We start from the raw sequence: 14,482 nt of genomic DNA, 5'->3' as shown, positions 1-14,482 counted from the left end.
CAGCTTACTTCGCCGCCGAGGCGGCTGCGCTCGCGGCAACGCCGGTTTGTGCGAACGTGCCTTGATAGACGACCTGCGCGCGCTCGCGCAGGTTCTTCATCTCGCTGGCCACCAGTTCGCGCTTGCGCTCGCCGAGCAGGTAGGCCTCGATCGCAGGCCGCGCGGTGTTGCGGTTCATGGGCGCGGCCTGCGCGCCCAGGATCACGTAGATGCGGGGGCTGCCAGAAAGCTGCGTCAACACCCACTGGCCGACCTGGAGTTTGGCCACCGACTCGAGCAGACCGAGCGGCATCTCTTCGGCAGACTGAACGAACTGGCGCGACCGGGAACGCATGCCGGACTTGCCGAGGGCCTCGCCGATCTCGTCCACGCTCTTCGCGTTCTTCAGAAGGGCCTGGAGGCCGGCCGACTCTTCCGGGCTGGCATCGACCGAAAACTCCTGCAAGGTGTACAGGCGCCGTTCCTGGAACAGGGCCGGCCGGCTGTCGTAGTACCGGTCGACCTCGTCGGTGCTCGCCGACACCGCCTTGGCCGCGAGCCGGTCCTGGTAAGAACGCGCCAGCACTTCGCGCTTGGCCGCCTCCATGGCTTGAACCACGGCCGGGTCGGTCTCGAGCCCATCGCTGCGGGCGGCCTGCGCCGCCAGTTCCTGCTCGATCAGCGAGTCGAGCACACGCCGGGCCGCGGTCTGCGGTTGCGCCGCCACCAGGCGGGGCTGGCGCTGCAGGGCGTACTGCACTTGATGCACCGAGATCTCGCCCTTGTTGACCCGGGCGGCGATCTGGGTTTCATCGACGGGCTTGCTCTTGCTGCAAGCGGCCAGCAGCACCACAGCCATGGGCAAGGCCCAACGCCAGTGCCGCGAAATTTCGGAATGAGTCATGTCGAGAAGTTCTCCGGGTGGGGCCACCGCGCGCGCCGTGCTCAGGGAACACGCTCTGCACAGCAGGCGACCGGCCGAGAGGGTATGTCAGAGAGGCCGCAGGTCAAAGTGACCTTTTGAAATGCACGTGCATTCCTGCCGGATCGTGTGCTGCGGCGGGCGGACCAAAAAAAAGAGCAGACCCCGGTCTGCTCTTTTCGACGAGCGGGGCCGCGGCCCCGCGCTCGCTCAGGCTTTGTTGCGGCGGCGCGCGGCGAAGCCGACACCGGCCAGGCCGAGCATCAGCATCGCGTAGGTTTCGGGTTCGGGCACCGGCGCGGCGACCGAGCTGATCGAACCGGTGTAACCACCGAGCAGTTGGCCGCGGTCGAGCGAGCCCGACACGGCCAGGTCGTAGTTGCCGGCGGCCAGGCCAGCGAAGCTGAAGCCATTGGTTGGGGTGTTGTCGCTGCGCGTTTGGCCCTGGCCGCTCACGGTCACCGAGCTCAGGTTCACGTCGTTCCACTGGAACACCAGAAAGTCGACCAGACCGCCGGCCACGTTGCCAAGTGCTGCGATCGAGAACGAATAGTGGTCGGTGAACTCGCCACCCGACGACGAGAACGTGCGGAAGCACTCGCTGGCGAACGACGTGGGCGCCGCGCCGATGGTGCCGAGGCTGGAGCCATCGCCAGTGCATTCGGCGGCCATCACCGGGGCACCGAGGGCGAGCAGAATGGCGGCGGAGAACATTTTCAACTTCATAGGGCCTCGATTCAGGTAGGTACTGCAGGAACGTTCTTGGGAATGGGCCGAATAATGCAGCGCTGCCCCCGTTCCGTGAACCCCCGGCCCGGGGGGCTCGTTTGCCCCGAATCGCCGCGAAAGCGTGACCCATGCAACACAAATCGAATGTAACAAGCCTCAAGTTGGCCGTTGTGGGTGCCGGCCCGGTCGGCATCTCACTCGCCTTGCATGCCGCCCGAGCCCTGCCGGAAGCCCGCGTCACGCTCTTCGATGCGCGCCCCGCCGACAAGGACGTGTCGGCGGACCCGCGAACGCTGGCGCTTTCGCTGGGCAGCGTGCAGTTGCTGCAACGCCTGGGCGCCTGGCGCGCCGAGCTCGCGCAAGCCATCCTCGAAGTGCACGTGTCGCAGCAGGCGCCTTCGTTGCCGCCCCTGCTCGGCGACTGGCTGGGCGAGCCCGAGCTCAGGATCCGCGCCGCCGATGAAGCCGTGCCCCTGCTCGGCGCGGTGATGAGCTACGGCAGCATCGTGGCGCCGTTGCAGCAGGAATGGCTGGCCGCTGAGCGCAACGAGCCGCAGCGCCTGTTCAGCCGTTTCGGCCAGCCGGTGTCGGCGCTCAAGCCGGTGGCACAGGGGGTCGAAGTCGATGCCGGCATCGCCGAGCACTTCGACCTGGCCGTGGTCGCCGAAGGCGGCGTGTTCTCCGACCAGGTGCGCAAGGCGGTCACGCACGACTACCGGCAGACGGCCTGGGTCGGCCGGGTCGGGTTCGAAGAGGCGGTTCCGGCGCGGCCGCCAGGGGTGGCCTTCGAGCGCTTCACCCGGCACGGGCCGGCCGCCTTGCTGCCGCTCAAGGACGGCGGCGCCGGGCTGGTCTGGTGCGTGCCGAGCGACGACGACCCGGTGCGCGAGCTGAACGACACGCAGCGCGTGACGGTGCTCAACAACGTCTTTCACCCCGCCGTCGGCCGCATCGCGTCCATCTCGCCACTGAAGCAGTTCCCGCTCGGCCTGAACGCAGAGCGCACGCTGACCGACGGCCGCACGGTGCGCATCGGCAACGCCGCACAAACGCTGCATCCGGTCGCCGGGCAAGGCCTGAACCTGGGCCTGCGCGACGCGTTCGAGCTGGTGCAGGCCTTGTCGCGCAACCCCGACGTCGAAGCGGTGCTGCGCCGGCTCGAATGGCAACGCGGCCCCGACCGCTGGGCCATGATCGCGGCCACCGACTTCCTCGCCCGCAGCTTCACCTGGCGGTTGCCCGGCGCGGGCGCGGCGCGTGGTCTGGGCATCGCGGCGCTGCAGGCGCTGTCGCCGGTGAAGTCGGCACTGGCGCGGCAGATGATGTTCGGCTCGCGTTGACGGCCACCGAATCGACCGGCCCTGCGACGCCCGTCGCGCTCGACACGCTCGTCGCGCAGGCGAACGCCGCGCTGCGGGCCGCCGACAGCGCAGCGGCGCTGGCCCTGTCGCGCGCCGCGTTGCGGATCGCACCCGGCCACGACCCGGCCCTCGAAGCCGCCTGGCGCGCGAGCATGCTCGCGCAGCGCTGGGACTGGGCCCTCGTGGTCGGCGACCGCTGGTGCCGTGTGCACCCGCAGGAGCGCGCTGCCTGGCAAGCCTGCCTGCTGCCGCAGTTGCTGCTGCACCGCGTCGAAGCCTTCGCGACGACGCTTGCCCGCGCGCGGCAGGCCGTGGGGCCGCAAGCGCTGCTGACCACGCTCGAAGCGCTGTTCCTCGCGCTGACCGGTGACGATGCCGGCTCGCGCGCCACCGCTTCGCAGCTGCCCGAGAGCACCTTGCGCAGACACGCGTCTGCGCTGCTCGGCCCCTCGCTGGCCGACCTGCTCGCGGCGGGCTGGCACCCACCCCTGCTTCGGGCCTATCTGCTCTACGAACAACAGGTGGCCGGCGTCTGGGCCGGGCGCGATCGTCTGCCGCAGACACTCGCATCGCTCGCCGGGATGCCGCACATTCCGTGGCCGCAGCTGCGCTTCGTGTCGCTGGCCTACGTGGCGACCGAAGACACGCAGATCGCGCTGGTCAACCGCATGGCCGATCACTGGCCGCCGCCGGTCCCTGTGCGGGCTGCACGCCGCGGCCGCCTGCGTGTCGCCTACCTGTCGCCCTGCCTCGGGCCCCACGCCACGGCGGTGATGATCGCCGCTCTGCCCCGGCAGCAAGACCACGAGCGCTTCGAGCTCTTCGCTTACGGCCATGCGCCCGGCCGCGACGTGGCGCCAGAAGAGTTGCTCGTGCAAGGCTGCGACGTGGTGCGCGGCCTGCCCGCCAACGCTCGTGAAGCAGCGGCCCTGATCGCCGCCGACGCCATCGACGTGCTGGTCGTGATGCCCGACTGGGAGATGGACTGGGTGGCCGCCGTCTGCCGCGCCAGCGGTGTGCCGGTGACCATTCACCACCTGACAAGCTGCGGCAGCACCGGCGGGCTGGCGCAGTACCGCATCGTCGACGACAGCTTCGGGGCCAGCGTGCCACCGGCGCGTGAAGCCCCGATCCACCTGCGCGGCACCTGCTACACCTACAGCGCCAGCCCGGCCGCCCCGACCACGCGCCGCGAGCACGGGCTGCCCGACGACGCGCTGGTGGTCGCCACCTTCAACGCCGCTTTCAAGATCGGCCCCGATCTCGCCGACGTGTGGGCCCGCCTGCTGCGGCAGGTGCCAGAAGCGGTGTTGTGGCTGCACCAGACCCACCCGATGCAAAGCGTGCAGTGGGCAGCCTGGTTCGCCGAACGGGGCGTGGCGCCACAGCGGCTGATCTTCGCTGCCAACGCGCCGCACCCCGTGCACCTGGCGCGCTCGGCGCTGGCCGATCTGTACCTCGACGCGTGGGACTACAACGGCCACACCTCGATCCTCGATGCGCTGTACGCCGGCGTTCCGGTGGTCACGCGCGAAGGCCCGCGCATCGCCCAACGCATGGGCGCCAACCTGCTGCGCCAGCACGGCACGCCCGGCTGGATCGCGAGCAGCGCAGACGAATACGAGCAGCTGGCGCTGAAGCTGATGCGCTCGGCCGACGAGCGGGCGGCGTACCGCGCACAGCTGGCGCGCGGCCGGACGGGCTTCCTGCCGTTCCAGCTCGCGGCCCAGGCGCGCCGGTTCGACACGGCCATCGCCGCCGCCTACGCGCGCTACGCGCAGGGCCTGGCGCCCGCCAGCATCACGATCGACTGAATCGGCTGAACTGTCCGGCCCTACTCCGCGAGCTTGAGGAACAGGTCGCGGTCGGGCGCGAAGTTGGCGTACAGCGGCAAGAGCGCGCCGCCCATCGCCCGTGCGTCGGAGCCGATCGCACCTTCGAGCACGGCCGGGCGGGCCACGCCTTCCCAGCTGTACTGGTCGAGCGAATGGTTCACGGCCGTCAGCGTCGCGCGCAGCAGCTCGCGGCTGAACGAGCCGTCGATGATCACGCCTTCCAGGTCGAGCAGGCAGGCGGCCGAGTTCACGGCGAAAGCCACCGCCGGCGCCGCGTCGCGCAGCCACAGGTCGGTGTGCTCCCACCACGGGCGCTGCATCGCGCGCACGTCGGTGGCCGCAGTCGCATCGAGCCCAGCTGCGCTGAAGCGCGCCTCGAGGTTGATCAGCGACGCCTGGCTCAGCAGTTGGTGCGGCGCACCGCCGCGACCCGCTGGCGCCAGCCCCATCGGCAGCGAGCCCACTGCACCGGCGTTGCCGTGGATGCCGGCGCGCAGGTGGCTGTCGATCACGAGGCCGCCGCCGATGAAGGTGTCGAAGAACACGTAGAGAAAACTGCTGATGCTGCGGCCGCGGCCGGCCACGAGCTCGGCCACGCAGGCCGCCGCCGTGTCTTTCACGAACTCGACCGGCAGCTCGGTCATGGCCGCCACGCGTTCACGGATGTCGATGTCGGCCCACTTCGCAGCCTGCCGCGGCTCGATGCCGAGCACCGCCTGCCAGCCGCCGAGCGAGAGCGGCGCTGCGAGGCCCACGCCATGCAGGCGCGAACGCAAGCGCGCGGGCAGGCGCAGCCGCAACTGCTCGAGGCGCGCTTCAATGTCGCCAAAGAGCGTGTCGGGGTCTGGGAATTCGTAGTTCAGCGACAGCCGCTCGCGCACCTGGCCGGCGAAGTCGAGCAGCAGCATGTCCATGCTGCGCCGGCCGATCTTGATGCCGATCGAGAACGCGCCGTCGGGGTCGAGGGCCATCGGCACCGACGGCTGGCCGATCTTGCCGCGCAGCGGCGCGAGCTTGTGCACGAGGCCGTCGGCCTCGAGCCGCGCGATGATGACCTGCACGGTCTGCGGCGTGAGCTTGGTGAGCCGCGCGATGTCGGCCTTGGGCAGGCTGCCGTGCAGGCGAATCGCCTGCAGCACCACACGCTCGTTGAACTGGCGCATGCCCACGTGGTTGGAGCCGCGCGGGCGCAGGCGCGCGGCCGACGCGTCGCGCTCGATCGGGTCGGCGCCCGGAGCGCCGCTCACGCGATCAGCCGATCGGCGATCACGCCCTTCTTGAACACCAGATTCGCCCATGCCTGCATCTCGCCAGTTTGCACGATCGCGTAGGCGCGCGCTGCGCGCTCGTAGAACGCAAAGCGTTCGACGGCCTCCCATTTGCCGTCGTCACAGCCCGGGTCCGCGGCCGCCGCCTGCGCGATGACCGCGCGCTGCAAGCCCGAGCGATAACCCGGCGCCGAGCCGCCGACCTGCATGTACGCCGCCGGCTGCGCCACCGATTCGTCGAGCGGAAACACCGACAGCACGGCCGCGCTGGCACGCTGCATGTCTGCGCCGGGCAGGCGCAACACGATGCGGCCGCGGCCGAGCGACTCGGCGGTGAAGTTGGCGTCGGCCAGCACCACTTCGTCGCCGTGGCCCATTTCGCACAGCACCTTGAGCAATTCGGGCGTGAGCAGCGGGTCGATGTTCTTCAGCATGCCCGCTCCTCAGGCCAGCGCCTCGGCCGGCAGTTCGTCGGGGCGCTTGGCGCCCGTCATCACCGCGACCGTGTCGCTCATGCTGATGGTCTTCGGGTTGACGATGCAGGCGCGCTTGCCCAGCCGTGCGATGTGGATGCGGTCGGCGATCTCGAAGACATGCGGCATGTTGTGGCTGATCAGGATCACCGGCAGGCCCTTGTCGCGCACCCGGCGGATCAGCTCGAGCACCATGTTCCCTTCTTTCACGCCGAGCGCGGCGGTGGGTTCGTCGAGGATCACCACATGCTCGGCAAAAGCCGCCGCGCGCGACACCGCCACGCACTGGCGCTGGCCGCCCGACAGCGTTTCGACCGCCTGCGTCATCGAGCGGATGCCGACCTTCAGGTCGTTCATGCGCGCGATGCTTTCTTCGAGCATCTTCTTCTTGTCGATGATGCGCAGCAAGCGGCCCAGGAAACCGGGCTTGATGATCTCGCGGCCGAGAAAGAGGTTCTCGGCGATCGTCATCGCGGGCGCGACCGCCAGGTCCTGGTACACCGTCTCGATGCCTTCGCGGCGCGCGTCGATCGGCGACTTGAAGTGGATCACCTTGCCGTCGAGTTTCACTTCGCCTTCGTCGGGGATCGTCGCACCCGACAGCGCCTTGATCAGCGACGACTTGCCGGCGCCGTTGTCGCCGATCACGGCCATGATCTCGCCGGCACGCAGTTCGAAGTCAGCGCCGTCGAGTGCGGTGACTTGCCCATAACGCTTGACGAGGCCTCGCGCTTCCATCACGAGGCGGGGGGTGGTTGAAGTGTTCATCAGCGAGCCCCTTTGCGCGAGAGTTGGTCGGTGGTCACGGCCAGGATCACGAGCACACCCGTGATCAGCACCTGGTAGACCGAAGGCACGCCCATCAGCGTGAGGCCGTTGCGGAACACGCCGACGATCAAGGCGCCGAGCAGGCTGCCCAGGATGATGCCGCGGCCGCCGAACAGGCTGGTGCCACCGAGCACCACGGCGGTGATCGCGTCGAGGTTCTCGGTCTGCCCCGCGTTCGGGTCGCCGACGCCGGTGCGGGCCACCGACAGCAGCGAGGCGATGCCGTAGAACAGGCCGGCGGTCACGTACACGCCGAGCAGCACCTTGTCGGTGGCGATGCCGGTCAGGCGCGTCGCTTCAGGGTTGTTGCCGACCGCGTAGACGTGGCGCCCGGGCCGCGTGTCGCGCAGGCTCCACCACATGAAGGCGTACATCGCGATCATGAACACCGTGCCGTAGTTGAAAGCCGCACTGCCCAGGCTCACGGTGTTGCCGAAGAAGGTCATCTCCGGCGGCAGGTCGGTCACGGTCTGCGCACCCGAGTAGAGCTGGGTGACCGCGAACGCGATGTTCATCGTGCCGAGCGTGACGATGAAGGGTGGCAGCTTGATGCGCGTGACGAGCAGGCCGTTGAGCAGGCCGAAGGCCATGCACACGAGCAGCCCGCACACGATGGCCAGGTAGGCGTTCATGCCGGAGCCGACCGCGAGTTTGGTCATCACGATGCCGCCGAGCGCCATCACCATGCCGCACGAGAGGTCGATGCCGGCGGTGAGGATGATCAGCGTCTGGCCGATGGCGATGGTGCCGACCACCATCACCTGCTGCAGGATCAGCGAGAAGTTCTGGACCGACAGGAAGCGGTCGCTTTGCGTGGCGAAGAACCCGCACGCCAGCACGAGCGCGATAACGGGCCCGAGGCTGGCGATGTTGATCTTCGAAGGGGCGTTGTTCGACATGGTGTCTCCGTCCGGTGTTCTGGGCGGAACGCCCGTGCCGGGCGCCCCGTGCGGGAAATCAGATCACTTGTTGCCCCAGCACGCGTCGGTGCCGAACTTGGTGTCCTTGCTGTCCACGCCCTTCATCGGCTTGTCGCTGATGAGCGTGACGCCGGTGTCGGTGTAGCCGCTGACCTTCTTGCCGCCCTTGGCGTACTCGATGCCGGCGTCGACGCCCATCGAAGCCATCTTCAGCGGGTACTGCTGCGAGGTGGCGGCGATCACGCCGGCCTTCACGTTCTTCACGCCGGCGCAACCGCCGTCGACCGACACGATGATCACGCCCTTTTCCTTGCCCGCCGCCTTCAGTGCCTGGTAGGCACCGGCCGCGGCTGGCTCGTTGATCGTGTAGACGACGTTGATGTCGGGGTTCTTCTGCAGGCAGTTTTCCATCGCGGTCTGGCCCTTGGCCTGGTCGCCGAAGCTGTCGGCCAGGCACACGATCTCGGGCGCCTTCGAGAGTTCGTTGCTCTTCGCGTCGGCGGCAGCCAGGCCGAAGCCCGACATGAAACCGTTGTGGCGCTGTGCGCCGACCGGGTGCCCGGGGAACAGGTCGAGCGTCGCGATCTTGGCGGGCTTGCCGGCCATCGCAGCCTTGGCGTACTGGCCGATCAACACACCAGCCTTGTAGTTGTCGGTGGCGAAGAGTGCATCGGTCGCCTCCATCGGGTCGGCGGGGCTGTCGAGCGCGATGAACATCACGCCCTTGGCCTGCGCTTTCTTGATGGCCGGCACGATGGCCTTCGAGTCGCTCGGCGTGATCAGGATGGTCTTGGCGCCACCGGCGATCATGTTCTCGATGGCCGTCACCTGGCCGGCGTTGTCGCCGTCGGTCTTGCCGGCGGCGCTCAGCAGCTTGGCGCCCTTGGCCGTGGCCGCCGCTTGCGCGCCTTCTTTCATCTTGACGAAGAAGGGGTTGGTGTCGGTCTTGGTGATCAGGCCGATCACCGGCTGGTCGGCGGCGCTCGAAACGCCCGCCACCGCCATCGCGGCCACTGCCAGCGCCATGCGCGAGAAAGAAAGTTGGCTCATGTTCGTGTCTCCGTGAGTTCTGTGCGGCACCGCCGCTGATGGTTGCCCGACACCACGCTGGGTGTGCACAAATTATCGGCAGCGATCTTTAATAAATCAAGTTGATTTATTAATGGAAAACCCGGATTTCGGGTTGCGAAGCCAAAGCGCACAGTGCCGCCTTCGGCTGGCCGGGCGAACACGCCCGGCCAGCCCACGACCGAGGAGAACTCAAGATGATGATGGTCTGCGGTGAAGCCCTGCTCGACGTTTTTGCCGCCGGTGACACCCGCACCGGCATGACGCTCGACGCCAACGTGGGCGGCTCGCCGCTCAACGTGGCGGTGGGGCTGGCGCGGCTGGGCCAGCCGGTCGGCTTCTTCAGCGCCATCTCGACCGGCTTTGCGGGCGAGCGCCTGATGCGCACGCTCGTGGCCGAGGGTGTCGACAGTCAGGCGATCGCACGCCTCGCCGCGCCGACCACGCTCAGCCTGATCGGCCTGGACGCGCAAGGCGTGCCCTCGTATGCCTTCTACGGCGAAGGCTGCGCCGACCGCCTGCTGGAACCCGGCGACATGGCCCGCGTGCCGCATGGCCTGACGGTGGTGAACGTGGGTTCGTACGCGACGGTCGTCGAACCCGTGGCCTCGGCGCTGCGCGCGCTGGTCGAGCGTGAACGCGGCCGCGCCTTGATCGCCTACGACCCGAACATCCGCCTCAACGTGGAACCCGACCTGCAACGCTGGCGCGACCAGCTCGCATGGATGCAGCCACGCACCGATCTGCTCAAGGTCAGTGAAGAAGACCTGGAGCTGCTCTACCCCGGCGGCCTGCTCGAAGACTTTGCGATGCGGGCGCTGGCACAAGGCGTGCGCGCGGTCGTCGTCACGCGCGGCGCGCACGGCGCGATCGGCTGGACTGCGCAGTTCAGCGTCACCACCTCGCCCGTGGCGGTGACGGTGGTCGACACCGTGGGCGCCGGCGACACCTTCCAGGCCGCGCTGCTGACCTGGCTGGCCGAGAACGGCGCCTTGAGCGCGCAGGCGCTCGGCAGCCTGCCGCAGCAGGCGTTCGCCGAGGCGCTGGCCTTCGCCGCTCAGGCCGCCGCCATCACCTGCTCTCGGCGCGGTGCCGACATGCCGCGCCGCGCCGAACTCGGCACGCACGCGTAGCATCGCGCCTTCAGCGCGGAGTGGGCTCGGCGGCGCGCGCCAGCAGCAGCTCGCGCTCGCGCAGGTTGCGTGTCATGCCGGCGGCGCGCTCGAACTCGGCGCGCGCTTCGCCGGTGCGCCCGAGGCGGGCCAGCAAGTCGCCGCGCACGCTCGGCAACCAGTGGTAGTTGGCCAGTTGCGGCTCGGTGCGCAATGCATCGACGATGGCGAGCCCGGCCTCTGCCCCGAAAGCCATGCCGACCGCCACCGCACGGTTCAGCTCGACCACCGGTGACGGTGCCACCCGCGCCAGCGCTTCGTAGAGTTCGACGATGCGCTGCCAGTCGGTGGCAGCCGCCTCGGGCGCACGGGCGTGGCAGGCGGCCAGCGCAGCCTGCAGCGCATACGGGCCGAGCGCGCCGCCGAGCGCTTCGGCGCGCGCCAGCGCAGCCAGGCCGCGGCGGATCAGCAGCGGGTCCCAGCGGCTGCGGTCCTGCTCGAGCAACAGCACCGCGCGGCCTTGTGCATCGGTGCGGGCGCGGGTGCGCGAGGCCTGGATCTCCATCAGCGCCACCAGGCCATGCACTTCGCTTTCGTCGGGCATCAGCCCGGCCACGATGCGGCCCAGGCGCAGCGCTTCTTCGCACAGCGCCGGGCGCATCCAGTCGTCGCCCGCGGTGGCCGAATAACCTTCGTTGAAGACCAGGTAGATCACTTCGAGCACCGAGCCCAGGCGGGCGCCGAGCGCGTCGGCACGCGGCACCTCGAACGGCACCTTCGCGTCGGCAAGCGTTCGTTTGGCGCGCACCACGCGCTGCGCGATGGTGGCGGCGGGCAACAGGAAGGCGCGCGCGATCTCGTCGGTCGTCAGGCCACCGAGCAGGCGCAGCGTGAGTGCCACGCGTGCGTCGGTCGAGAGCACCGGGTGGCAGGCGGTGAAGACCAGGCGCAGCAGGTCGTCGCCGATGTCGTCTTCGCGCGCCGCGCCGAGCGCGTCGACGAAATCAGGCACCACGTGCGCCTGCATCGCGTCGAGGTCGTGGCCGATCTCTTCGTGCTTGCGCTGGTGCAGTGCGTCTTGCCGCAGCCGATCGAGCGCGCGGTTCTTCACGGTGGCCATCAGCCACGCCCCCGGGTTGTCGGGCACGCCACTTCGGCCCCAGTGCTCGAGCGCGGCGACGAGCGCGTCCTGCGCCAGTTCTTCGGCCACACCCACGTCACGCACCAGGCGCGCGGCATGGGCGACGACCTTGGCCGCCTCGATGCGCCAGGCGGCTTCGATGGCACGGTGCGTGGCCGGATCGGCAGTCATCTCAGGGCGCGCATTCCGGCTTGGGGCTCATGGGCACCTGCCCGCGGCTGAGGCCGTGGCAGCGCCGGGCTCGGAGTCTTCCCGTTCGAACAGCTGACGCACCTCGATCTCGGCGTCGGCATCGGCGCCGGTCGGCACAGGGAAGCGCCGAGACCACTCCATCGCCTCTTCGCGGCTGCGCACCTGGATGAGCGTGTAGCCGGTGACGCGTTCTCCCGGCTCGGCGAGCGAGGCGTCGAGCAGGCTGCGGCGGCCTTCGGAAAATCGGATTCGCCAGCCCTTCGCGCGCGGGTGCAGGCCGGCGCCGTCGAGCAGCACACCGGCCCGGGCCAGCGCGTCGTGGTAACTCGCCATCTCGGCGAGCAAGCCGGAGTCGGGCGTGGCCCCGGCTTCGCTGCCGGCGCTGGCTTTCATCAGGATCATGAATCGCATCGAGTCTCTCCTTGTCGTACCGGGCGGCTGCTGCATTCACGACGAACGGCGCAGCGCCGGATCGACAAGCTTGTCGAGATCGGTCAGAGGCGAAGCGCGCGGTCAGTTCCAGCAGGGCCCGGTTTCACGCACTTCGACCGTGGCCCAGGCCGCGGCCGGGCAGGCGGCCGCGATCGCCACCGCCTCGTCGCGTGAAGCGCAATCGAGCAGGAAAAAACCGCCGACCATCTCCTTGGCCTCGGCGAACGGCCCGTCGACCAGGCTGGCGCGCCCTTCGCGCACCTGCACCCGCACGCCTTTTGCATCAGAGACGAGCGACTCCACACCTCGCAGCACGCCACGCGACTTCAGGTCTTCGGCAAAAGCCTGCATCGCGGCGTAGGCCTGCTGGCCACCCTGCAGGCCGCGCTCGCTGCGCTGGCCGGGCGGTTCGACGATCAAGAGCATGTAGGGCATCGTGTCTCCAGGAACGGGGCTGTGCGCATTTTCCACCGCCGCTTCAAACGCCTTCGACGGCGATCAGGCTCGACGTGGCCGCGCGTTGGCGCATCGCGATCAGCGGTTTGTACTCGGCCGAGAAATAGAAGGCCCTGAGCGCGGCCATGTCGGGGAATTCGAGCAGCACGTTGCGGTTCAACGGGCGGTCGCCTTCGAGCGTTTCGGCGGCGCCCCCGCGCACCAGATATCGGCCGCCGTAGGCCTTGATGACGGCGGGGACGAGGGCGCGGTATTCCTCGAAGAGGGCGGAGTCGGTGACGTGCACGTCGGCATAGAGGTAGGCAGCCATGGTGGTTTGCTCCTGATGAATCGGTGGGTATCGAACGAGAGCCTGCAGTATCGGAGCGAGAGCGCCGCGCCGAGCCCGTCAAAGGGTTTGCCCGATGCATCGCACTGCGCCGCCCTCTTCTCTTCACCGACGGGGAATCCTAAAATACGCTTTGTTACAACCAGGCGCCACACGAAGGAGACTCGCATGAAAGACGCTGTGAACGGTCGGCCGTACCAGGAATCGCGCATCGAAGACGAGCCGATCCTCGGCCCGGTGCTCGCCTTGCCCGACGGTCGCTTCAAACGCCTGACCTGGCTCGAGCGTCTGCTCGTGGCGCTGGGCCTGACGAACGCCAAGCTGCTCGAAGCGCGGCACTTCAAGCCGGCAGGGTCCTGATGCGAAGGCGGAGCGAGCCGCCCGCCTGATCGGCATGTGCCGTCGCCGATACTTCGGCGCATGTCTTCTCTCGTCTTCTTCAAGCTGCTCACGATCTTCATCGTGGTGGCGATCGGCTGGATCGTCGGCAAGCTGAAGTGGCTGGGCACCGGCGACCCGGCACGCACGCTGGCCAACGCGGCCTACTACATCTTCGTGCCGGCGCTGCTGTTTCGCACCACCGCCCGCATCGACTTCAAGACGATGCCTTGGGACACGCTTATCGCGGTGTTCGTGCCGATGATGGCGATGCTGATCGTGGTCTATGCAGTGCAGCGCCGCGCCAACCGCTCGGGCGCGCTGCCGGTCGCCGCGCCCGGCGTCCGCGCGATCTCTTCGGTGTTCGGCAACACGGTGCAGGTCGGCATTCCGATGGCGGCGGCGCTGTTCGGTGAGACCGGCCTGGCGATCCACCTGGCGATCGTGAGCCTGCACGCGCTGGTGCTGCTCACGCTGGTGACCGCGCTGGTCGAACTCGATCTGGCTCGCGCCAAACACGACGGCGGCCAGACGCACCTGATGCAGACCCTGCTCTCGACGGCCCGCAACACGATCATCCACCCGGTGGTGCTGCCGGTGTTGATCGGCCTGAGCTGGAACGCGCTCGGCCTGCCGATCCCGGCGGTGGCCGACGAGATCCTGCAGACGCTCGGCTCGGCGGTGGTGCCGCTGTGCCTGGTGCTGATCGGCATGGCGCTCGCCTACTACGGCGTTCAGGGCGCGGCGCGGGCGGCGGTGGTGCTGTCGCTGCTCAAGATGCTGGTGCTGCCGGCGCTCGTGCTCGGCATCGCGCACTGGGGCTTCAAGCTCGGCGGCATGCCGCTGACCGTGATCGTGATGATGGCGGCGCTGCCCATCGGCAGCAATGCGTTGATCTTCGCGCAGCGTTACCACGCGCTCGAGGCCGAGATCACCGCTGCCACGGTGTTCTCGACCCTCGCCTTCGTGGCCGTGGCGCCGCTGTGGCTCACGGTGCTGCAACTGCTCGCCTGAGCGTCGTGCCCGGCTCACCCTGGCAGGCAGTTTGCTAGGGGGAACA

The 14,482-nt window shown here is 68.9% G+C and carries 16 protein-coding genes; 5 read left to right on the top strand and 11 right to left on the bottom strand.

Annotated features, from left to right (window positions below; all coding sequences use genetic code 11):
* Positions 1–4 precede the first annotated feature (4 nt).
* Both AC30PD_RS06310 and AC30PD_RS06305 read right to left on the bottom strand, forming a co-directional pair.
* Positions 5–883, bottom strand: a complete 879-nt coding sequence (locus AC30PD_RS06310) for an EpsD family peptidyl-prolyl cis-trans isomerase (protein ID WP_489534801.1) — start codon at positions 881–883, stop codon at positions 5–7.
* A 228-nt stretch (positions 884–1,111) separates the two neighbouring features.
* On the bottom strand, positions 1,112–1,573 hold the full coding sequence (locus tag AC30PD_RS06305) for an FxDxF family PEP-CTERM protein (protein ID WP_489534967.1): 462 nt from the start codon (positions 1,571–1,573) through the stop codon (positions 1,112–1,114).
* Positions 1,574–1,800: 227 nt separating this feature from the next.
* Between AC30PD_RS06305 and AC30PD_RS06300 the strand changes: the two genes are divergently transcribed.
* Both AC30PD_RS06300 and AC30PD_RS06295 read left to right on the top strand, forming a co-directional pair.
* A complete protein-coding gene (locus AC30PD_RS06300; RefSeq protein WP_489534966.1) occupies positions 1,801–2,970 on the top strand; it encodes an FAD-dependent monooxygenase in 1,170 nt (389 codons plus the stop codon).
* Positions 2,967–4,805 carry an O-linked N-acetylglucosamine transferase family protein gene (locus AC30PD_RS06295; protein ID WP_489534800.1) on the top strand — a complete coding sequence of 613 codons (1,839 nt, stop codon included), beginning with the start codon at positions 2,967–2,969 and terminating at the stop codon, positions 4,803–4,805. Before AC30PD_RS06300 ends, AC30PD_RS06295 begins: the two co-directional genes overlap by 4 nt.
* Positions 4,806–4,825: 20 nt before the next feature.
* Here the strand turns inward: AC30PD_RS06295 and AC30PD_RS06290 are convergent, their stop codons facing one another.
* The 5 genes from AC30PD_RS06290 to AC30PD_RS06270 form a co-directional block, all read right to left on the bottom strand.
* A complete protein-coding gene (locus AC30PD_RS06290; protein WP_489534965.1) occupies positions 4,826–5,989 on the bottom strand; it encodes an ROK family transcriptional regulator in 1,164 nt (387 codons plus the stop codon).
* An 80-nt stretch (positions 5,990–6,069) separates the two neighbouring features.
* Positions 6,070–6,528, bottom strand: a complete 459-nt coding sequence (locus AC30PD_RS06285) for an RbsD/FucU family protein (protein ID WP_489534799.1) — start codon at positions 6,526–6,528, stop codon at positions 6,070–6,072.
* A 9-nt stretch (positions 6,529–6,537) separates the two neighbouring features.
* Positions 6,538–7,335 carry an ATP-binding cassette domain-containing protein gene (locus AC30PD_RS06280; protein ID WP_489534798.1) on the bottom strand — a complete coding sequence of 266 codons (798 nt, stop codon included), beginning with the start codon at positions 7,333–7,335 and terminating at the stop codon, positions 6,538–6,540.
* Positions 7,335–8,294, bottom strand: a complete 960-nt coding sequence (locus AC30PD_RS06275; protein WP_489534797.1) for an ABC transporter permease — start codon at positions 8,292–8,294, stop codon at positions 7,335–7,337. Before AC30PD_RS06275 ends, AC30PD_RS06280 begins: the two co-directional genes overlap by 1 nt.
* A gap of 63 nt (positions 8,295–8,357) precedes the next feature.
* Positions 8,358–9,365, bottom strand: coding sequence for a sugar ABC transporter substrate-binding protein (locus AC30PD_RS06270; RefSeq protein ID WP_489534796.1), 1,008 nt, complete (start codon positions 9,363–9,365; stop codon positions 8,358–8,360).
* A 215-nt stretch (positions 9,366–9,580) separates the two neighbouring features.
* Here AC30PD_RS06270 and AC30PD_RS06265 point away from each other — a divergent pair, with 215 nt between their 5' ends.
* Positions 9,581–10,516 carry a carbohydrate kinase family protein gene (locus AC30PD_RS06265; protein ID WP_489534795.1) on the top strand — a complete coding sequence of 312 codons (936 nt, stop codon included), beginning with the start codon at positions 9,581–9,583 and terminating at the stop codon, positions 10,514–10,516.
* A 10-nt stretch (positions 10,517–10,526) separates the two neighbouring features.
* Here AC30PD_RS06265 and AC30PD_RS06260 read toward each other — a convergent pair whose 3' ends face one another.
* The 4 genes from AC30PD_RS06260 to AC30PD_RS06245 form a co-directional block, all read right to left on the bottom strand.
* The gene (locus AC30PD_RS06260) at positions 10,527–11,807 is read right to left on the bottom strand and encodes an RNA polymerase sigma factor (RefSeq protein ID WP_489534794.1); all 1,281 of its coding nucleotides are present in this window, start codon (positions 11,805–11,807) and stop codon (positions 10,527–10,529) included.
* A 27-nt stretch (positions 11,808–11,834) separates the two neighbouring features.
* Entirely contained in the window at positions 11,835–12,239 is a 405-nt protein-coding gene (locus AC30PD_RS06255; RefSeq protein ID WP_489534793.1) for a YciI family protein, read from the bottom strand.
* Between the two features lie 102 nt (positions 12,240–12,341).
* Positions 12,342–12,695 (bottom strand): YciI family protein, encoded by a 354-nt coding sequence (locus tag AC30PD_RS06250; protein ID WP_489534792.1) that lies wholly within the window; start codon positions 12,693–12,695, stop codon positions 12,342–12,344.
* A gap of 43 nt (positions 12,696–12,738) precedes the next feature.
* Positions 12,739–13,026 carry a DUF1330 domain-containing protein gene (locus AC30PD_RS06245; protein ID WP_489534791.1) on the bottom strand — a complete coding sequence of 96 codons (288 nt, stop codon included), beginning with the start codon at positions 13,024–13,026 and terminating at the stop codon, positions 12,739–12,741.
* Positions 13,027–13,212: 186 nt separating this feature from the next.
* Between AC30PD_RS06245 and AC30PD_RS06240 the strand changes: the two genes are divergently transcribed.
* Positions 13,213–13,404 (top strand): hypothetical protein, encoded by a 192-nt coding sequence (locus AC30PD_RS06240; RefSeq protein ID WP_489534790.1) that lies wholly within the window; start codon positions 13,213–13,215, stop codon positions 13,402–13,404.
* Between the two features lie 60 nt (positions 13,405–13,464).
* Positions 13,465–14,436, top strand: a complete 972-nt coding sequence (locus AC30PD_RS06235) for an AEC family transporter (RefSeq protein WP_489534789.1) — start codon at positions 13,465–13,467, stop codon at positions 14,434–14,436.
* The last annotated feature ends 46 nt before the right edge of the window (positions 14,437–14,482 follow it).

Source organism: Rhizobacter sp., from assembly GCF_032229685.1.
Classification (GTDB): Bacteria; Pseudomonadota; Gammaproteobacteria; order Burkholderiales; family Burkholderiaceae_C; genus LMDS01.
The sequence above is the reverse complement of the archived record's forward strand: the minus strand, read 5'-3'. Positions and strand labels throughout refer to the sequence as shown.

What these genes read in the sequence shown, in the direction of transcription:
- AC30PD_RS06310 (WP_489534801.1), bottom strand. Translation starts at nt 883, where the DNA reads ATGACTCATTCCGAAATTTCGCGGCACTGGCGTTGGGCCTTGCCCATG.
- AC30PD_RS06305 (WP_489534967.1), bottom strand. Translation starts at nt 1,573, where the DNA reads ATGGCCGCCGAATGCACTGGCGATGGCTCCAGCCTCGGCACCATCGGC.
- AC30PD_RS06290 (WP_489534965.1), bottom strand. Translation starts at nt 5,989, where the DNA reads ATGCGCCAGTTCAACGAGCGTGTGGTGCTGCAGGCGATTCGCCTGCAC.
- AC30PD_RS06285 (WP_489534799.1), bottom strand. Translation starts at nt 6,528, where the DNA reads ATGCTGAAGAACATCGACCCGCTGCTCACGCCCGAATTGCTCAAGGTG.
- AC30PD_RS06280 (WP_489534798.1), bottom strand. Translation starts at nt 7,335, where the DNA reads ATGAACACTTCAACCACCCCCCGCCTCGTGATGGAAGCGCGAGGCCTC.
- AC30PD_RS06275 (WP_489534797.1), bottom strand. Translation starts at nt 8,294, where the DNA reads ATGTCGAACAACGCCCCTTCGAAGATCAACATCGCCAGCCTCGGGCCC.
- AC30PD_RS06270 (WP_489534796.1), bottom strand. Translation starts at nt 9,365, where the DNA reads ATGAGCCAACTTTCTTTCTCGCGCATGGCGCTGGCAGTGGCCGCGATG.
- AC30PD_RS06265 (WP_489534795.1), top strand. Translation starts at nt 9,581, where the DNA reads ATGATGATGGTCTGCGGTGAAGCCCTGCTCGACGTTTTTGCCGCCGGT.
- AC30PD_RS06260 (WP_489534794.1), bottom strand. Translation starts at nt 11,807, where the DNA reads ATGACTGCCGATCCGGCCACGCACCGTGCCATCGAAGCCGCCTGGCGC.
- AC30PD_RS06255 (WP_489534793.1), bottom strand. Translation starts at nt 12,239, where the DNA reads ATGCGATTCATGATCCTGATGAAAGCCAGCGCCGGCAGCGAAGCCGGG.
- AC30PD_RS06250 (WP_489534792.1), bottom strand. Translation starts at nt 12,695, where the DNA reads ATGCCCTACATGCTCTTGATCGTCGAACCGCCCGGCCAGCGCAGCGAG.
- AC30PD_RS06245 (WP_489534791.1), bottom strand. Translation starts at nt 13,026, where the DNA reads ATGGCTGCCTACCTCTATGCCGACGTGCACGTCACCGACTCCGCCCTC.
- AC30PD_RS06240 (WP_489534790.1), top strand. Translation starts at nt 13,213, where the DNA reads ATGAAAGACGCTGTGAACGGTCGGCCGTACCAGGAATCGCGCATCGAA.
- AC30PD_RS06235 (WP_489534789.1), top strand. Translation starts at nt 13,465, where the DNA reads ATGTCTTCTCTCGTCTTCTTCAAGCTGCTCACGATCTTCATCGTGGTG.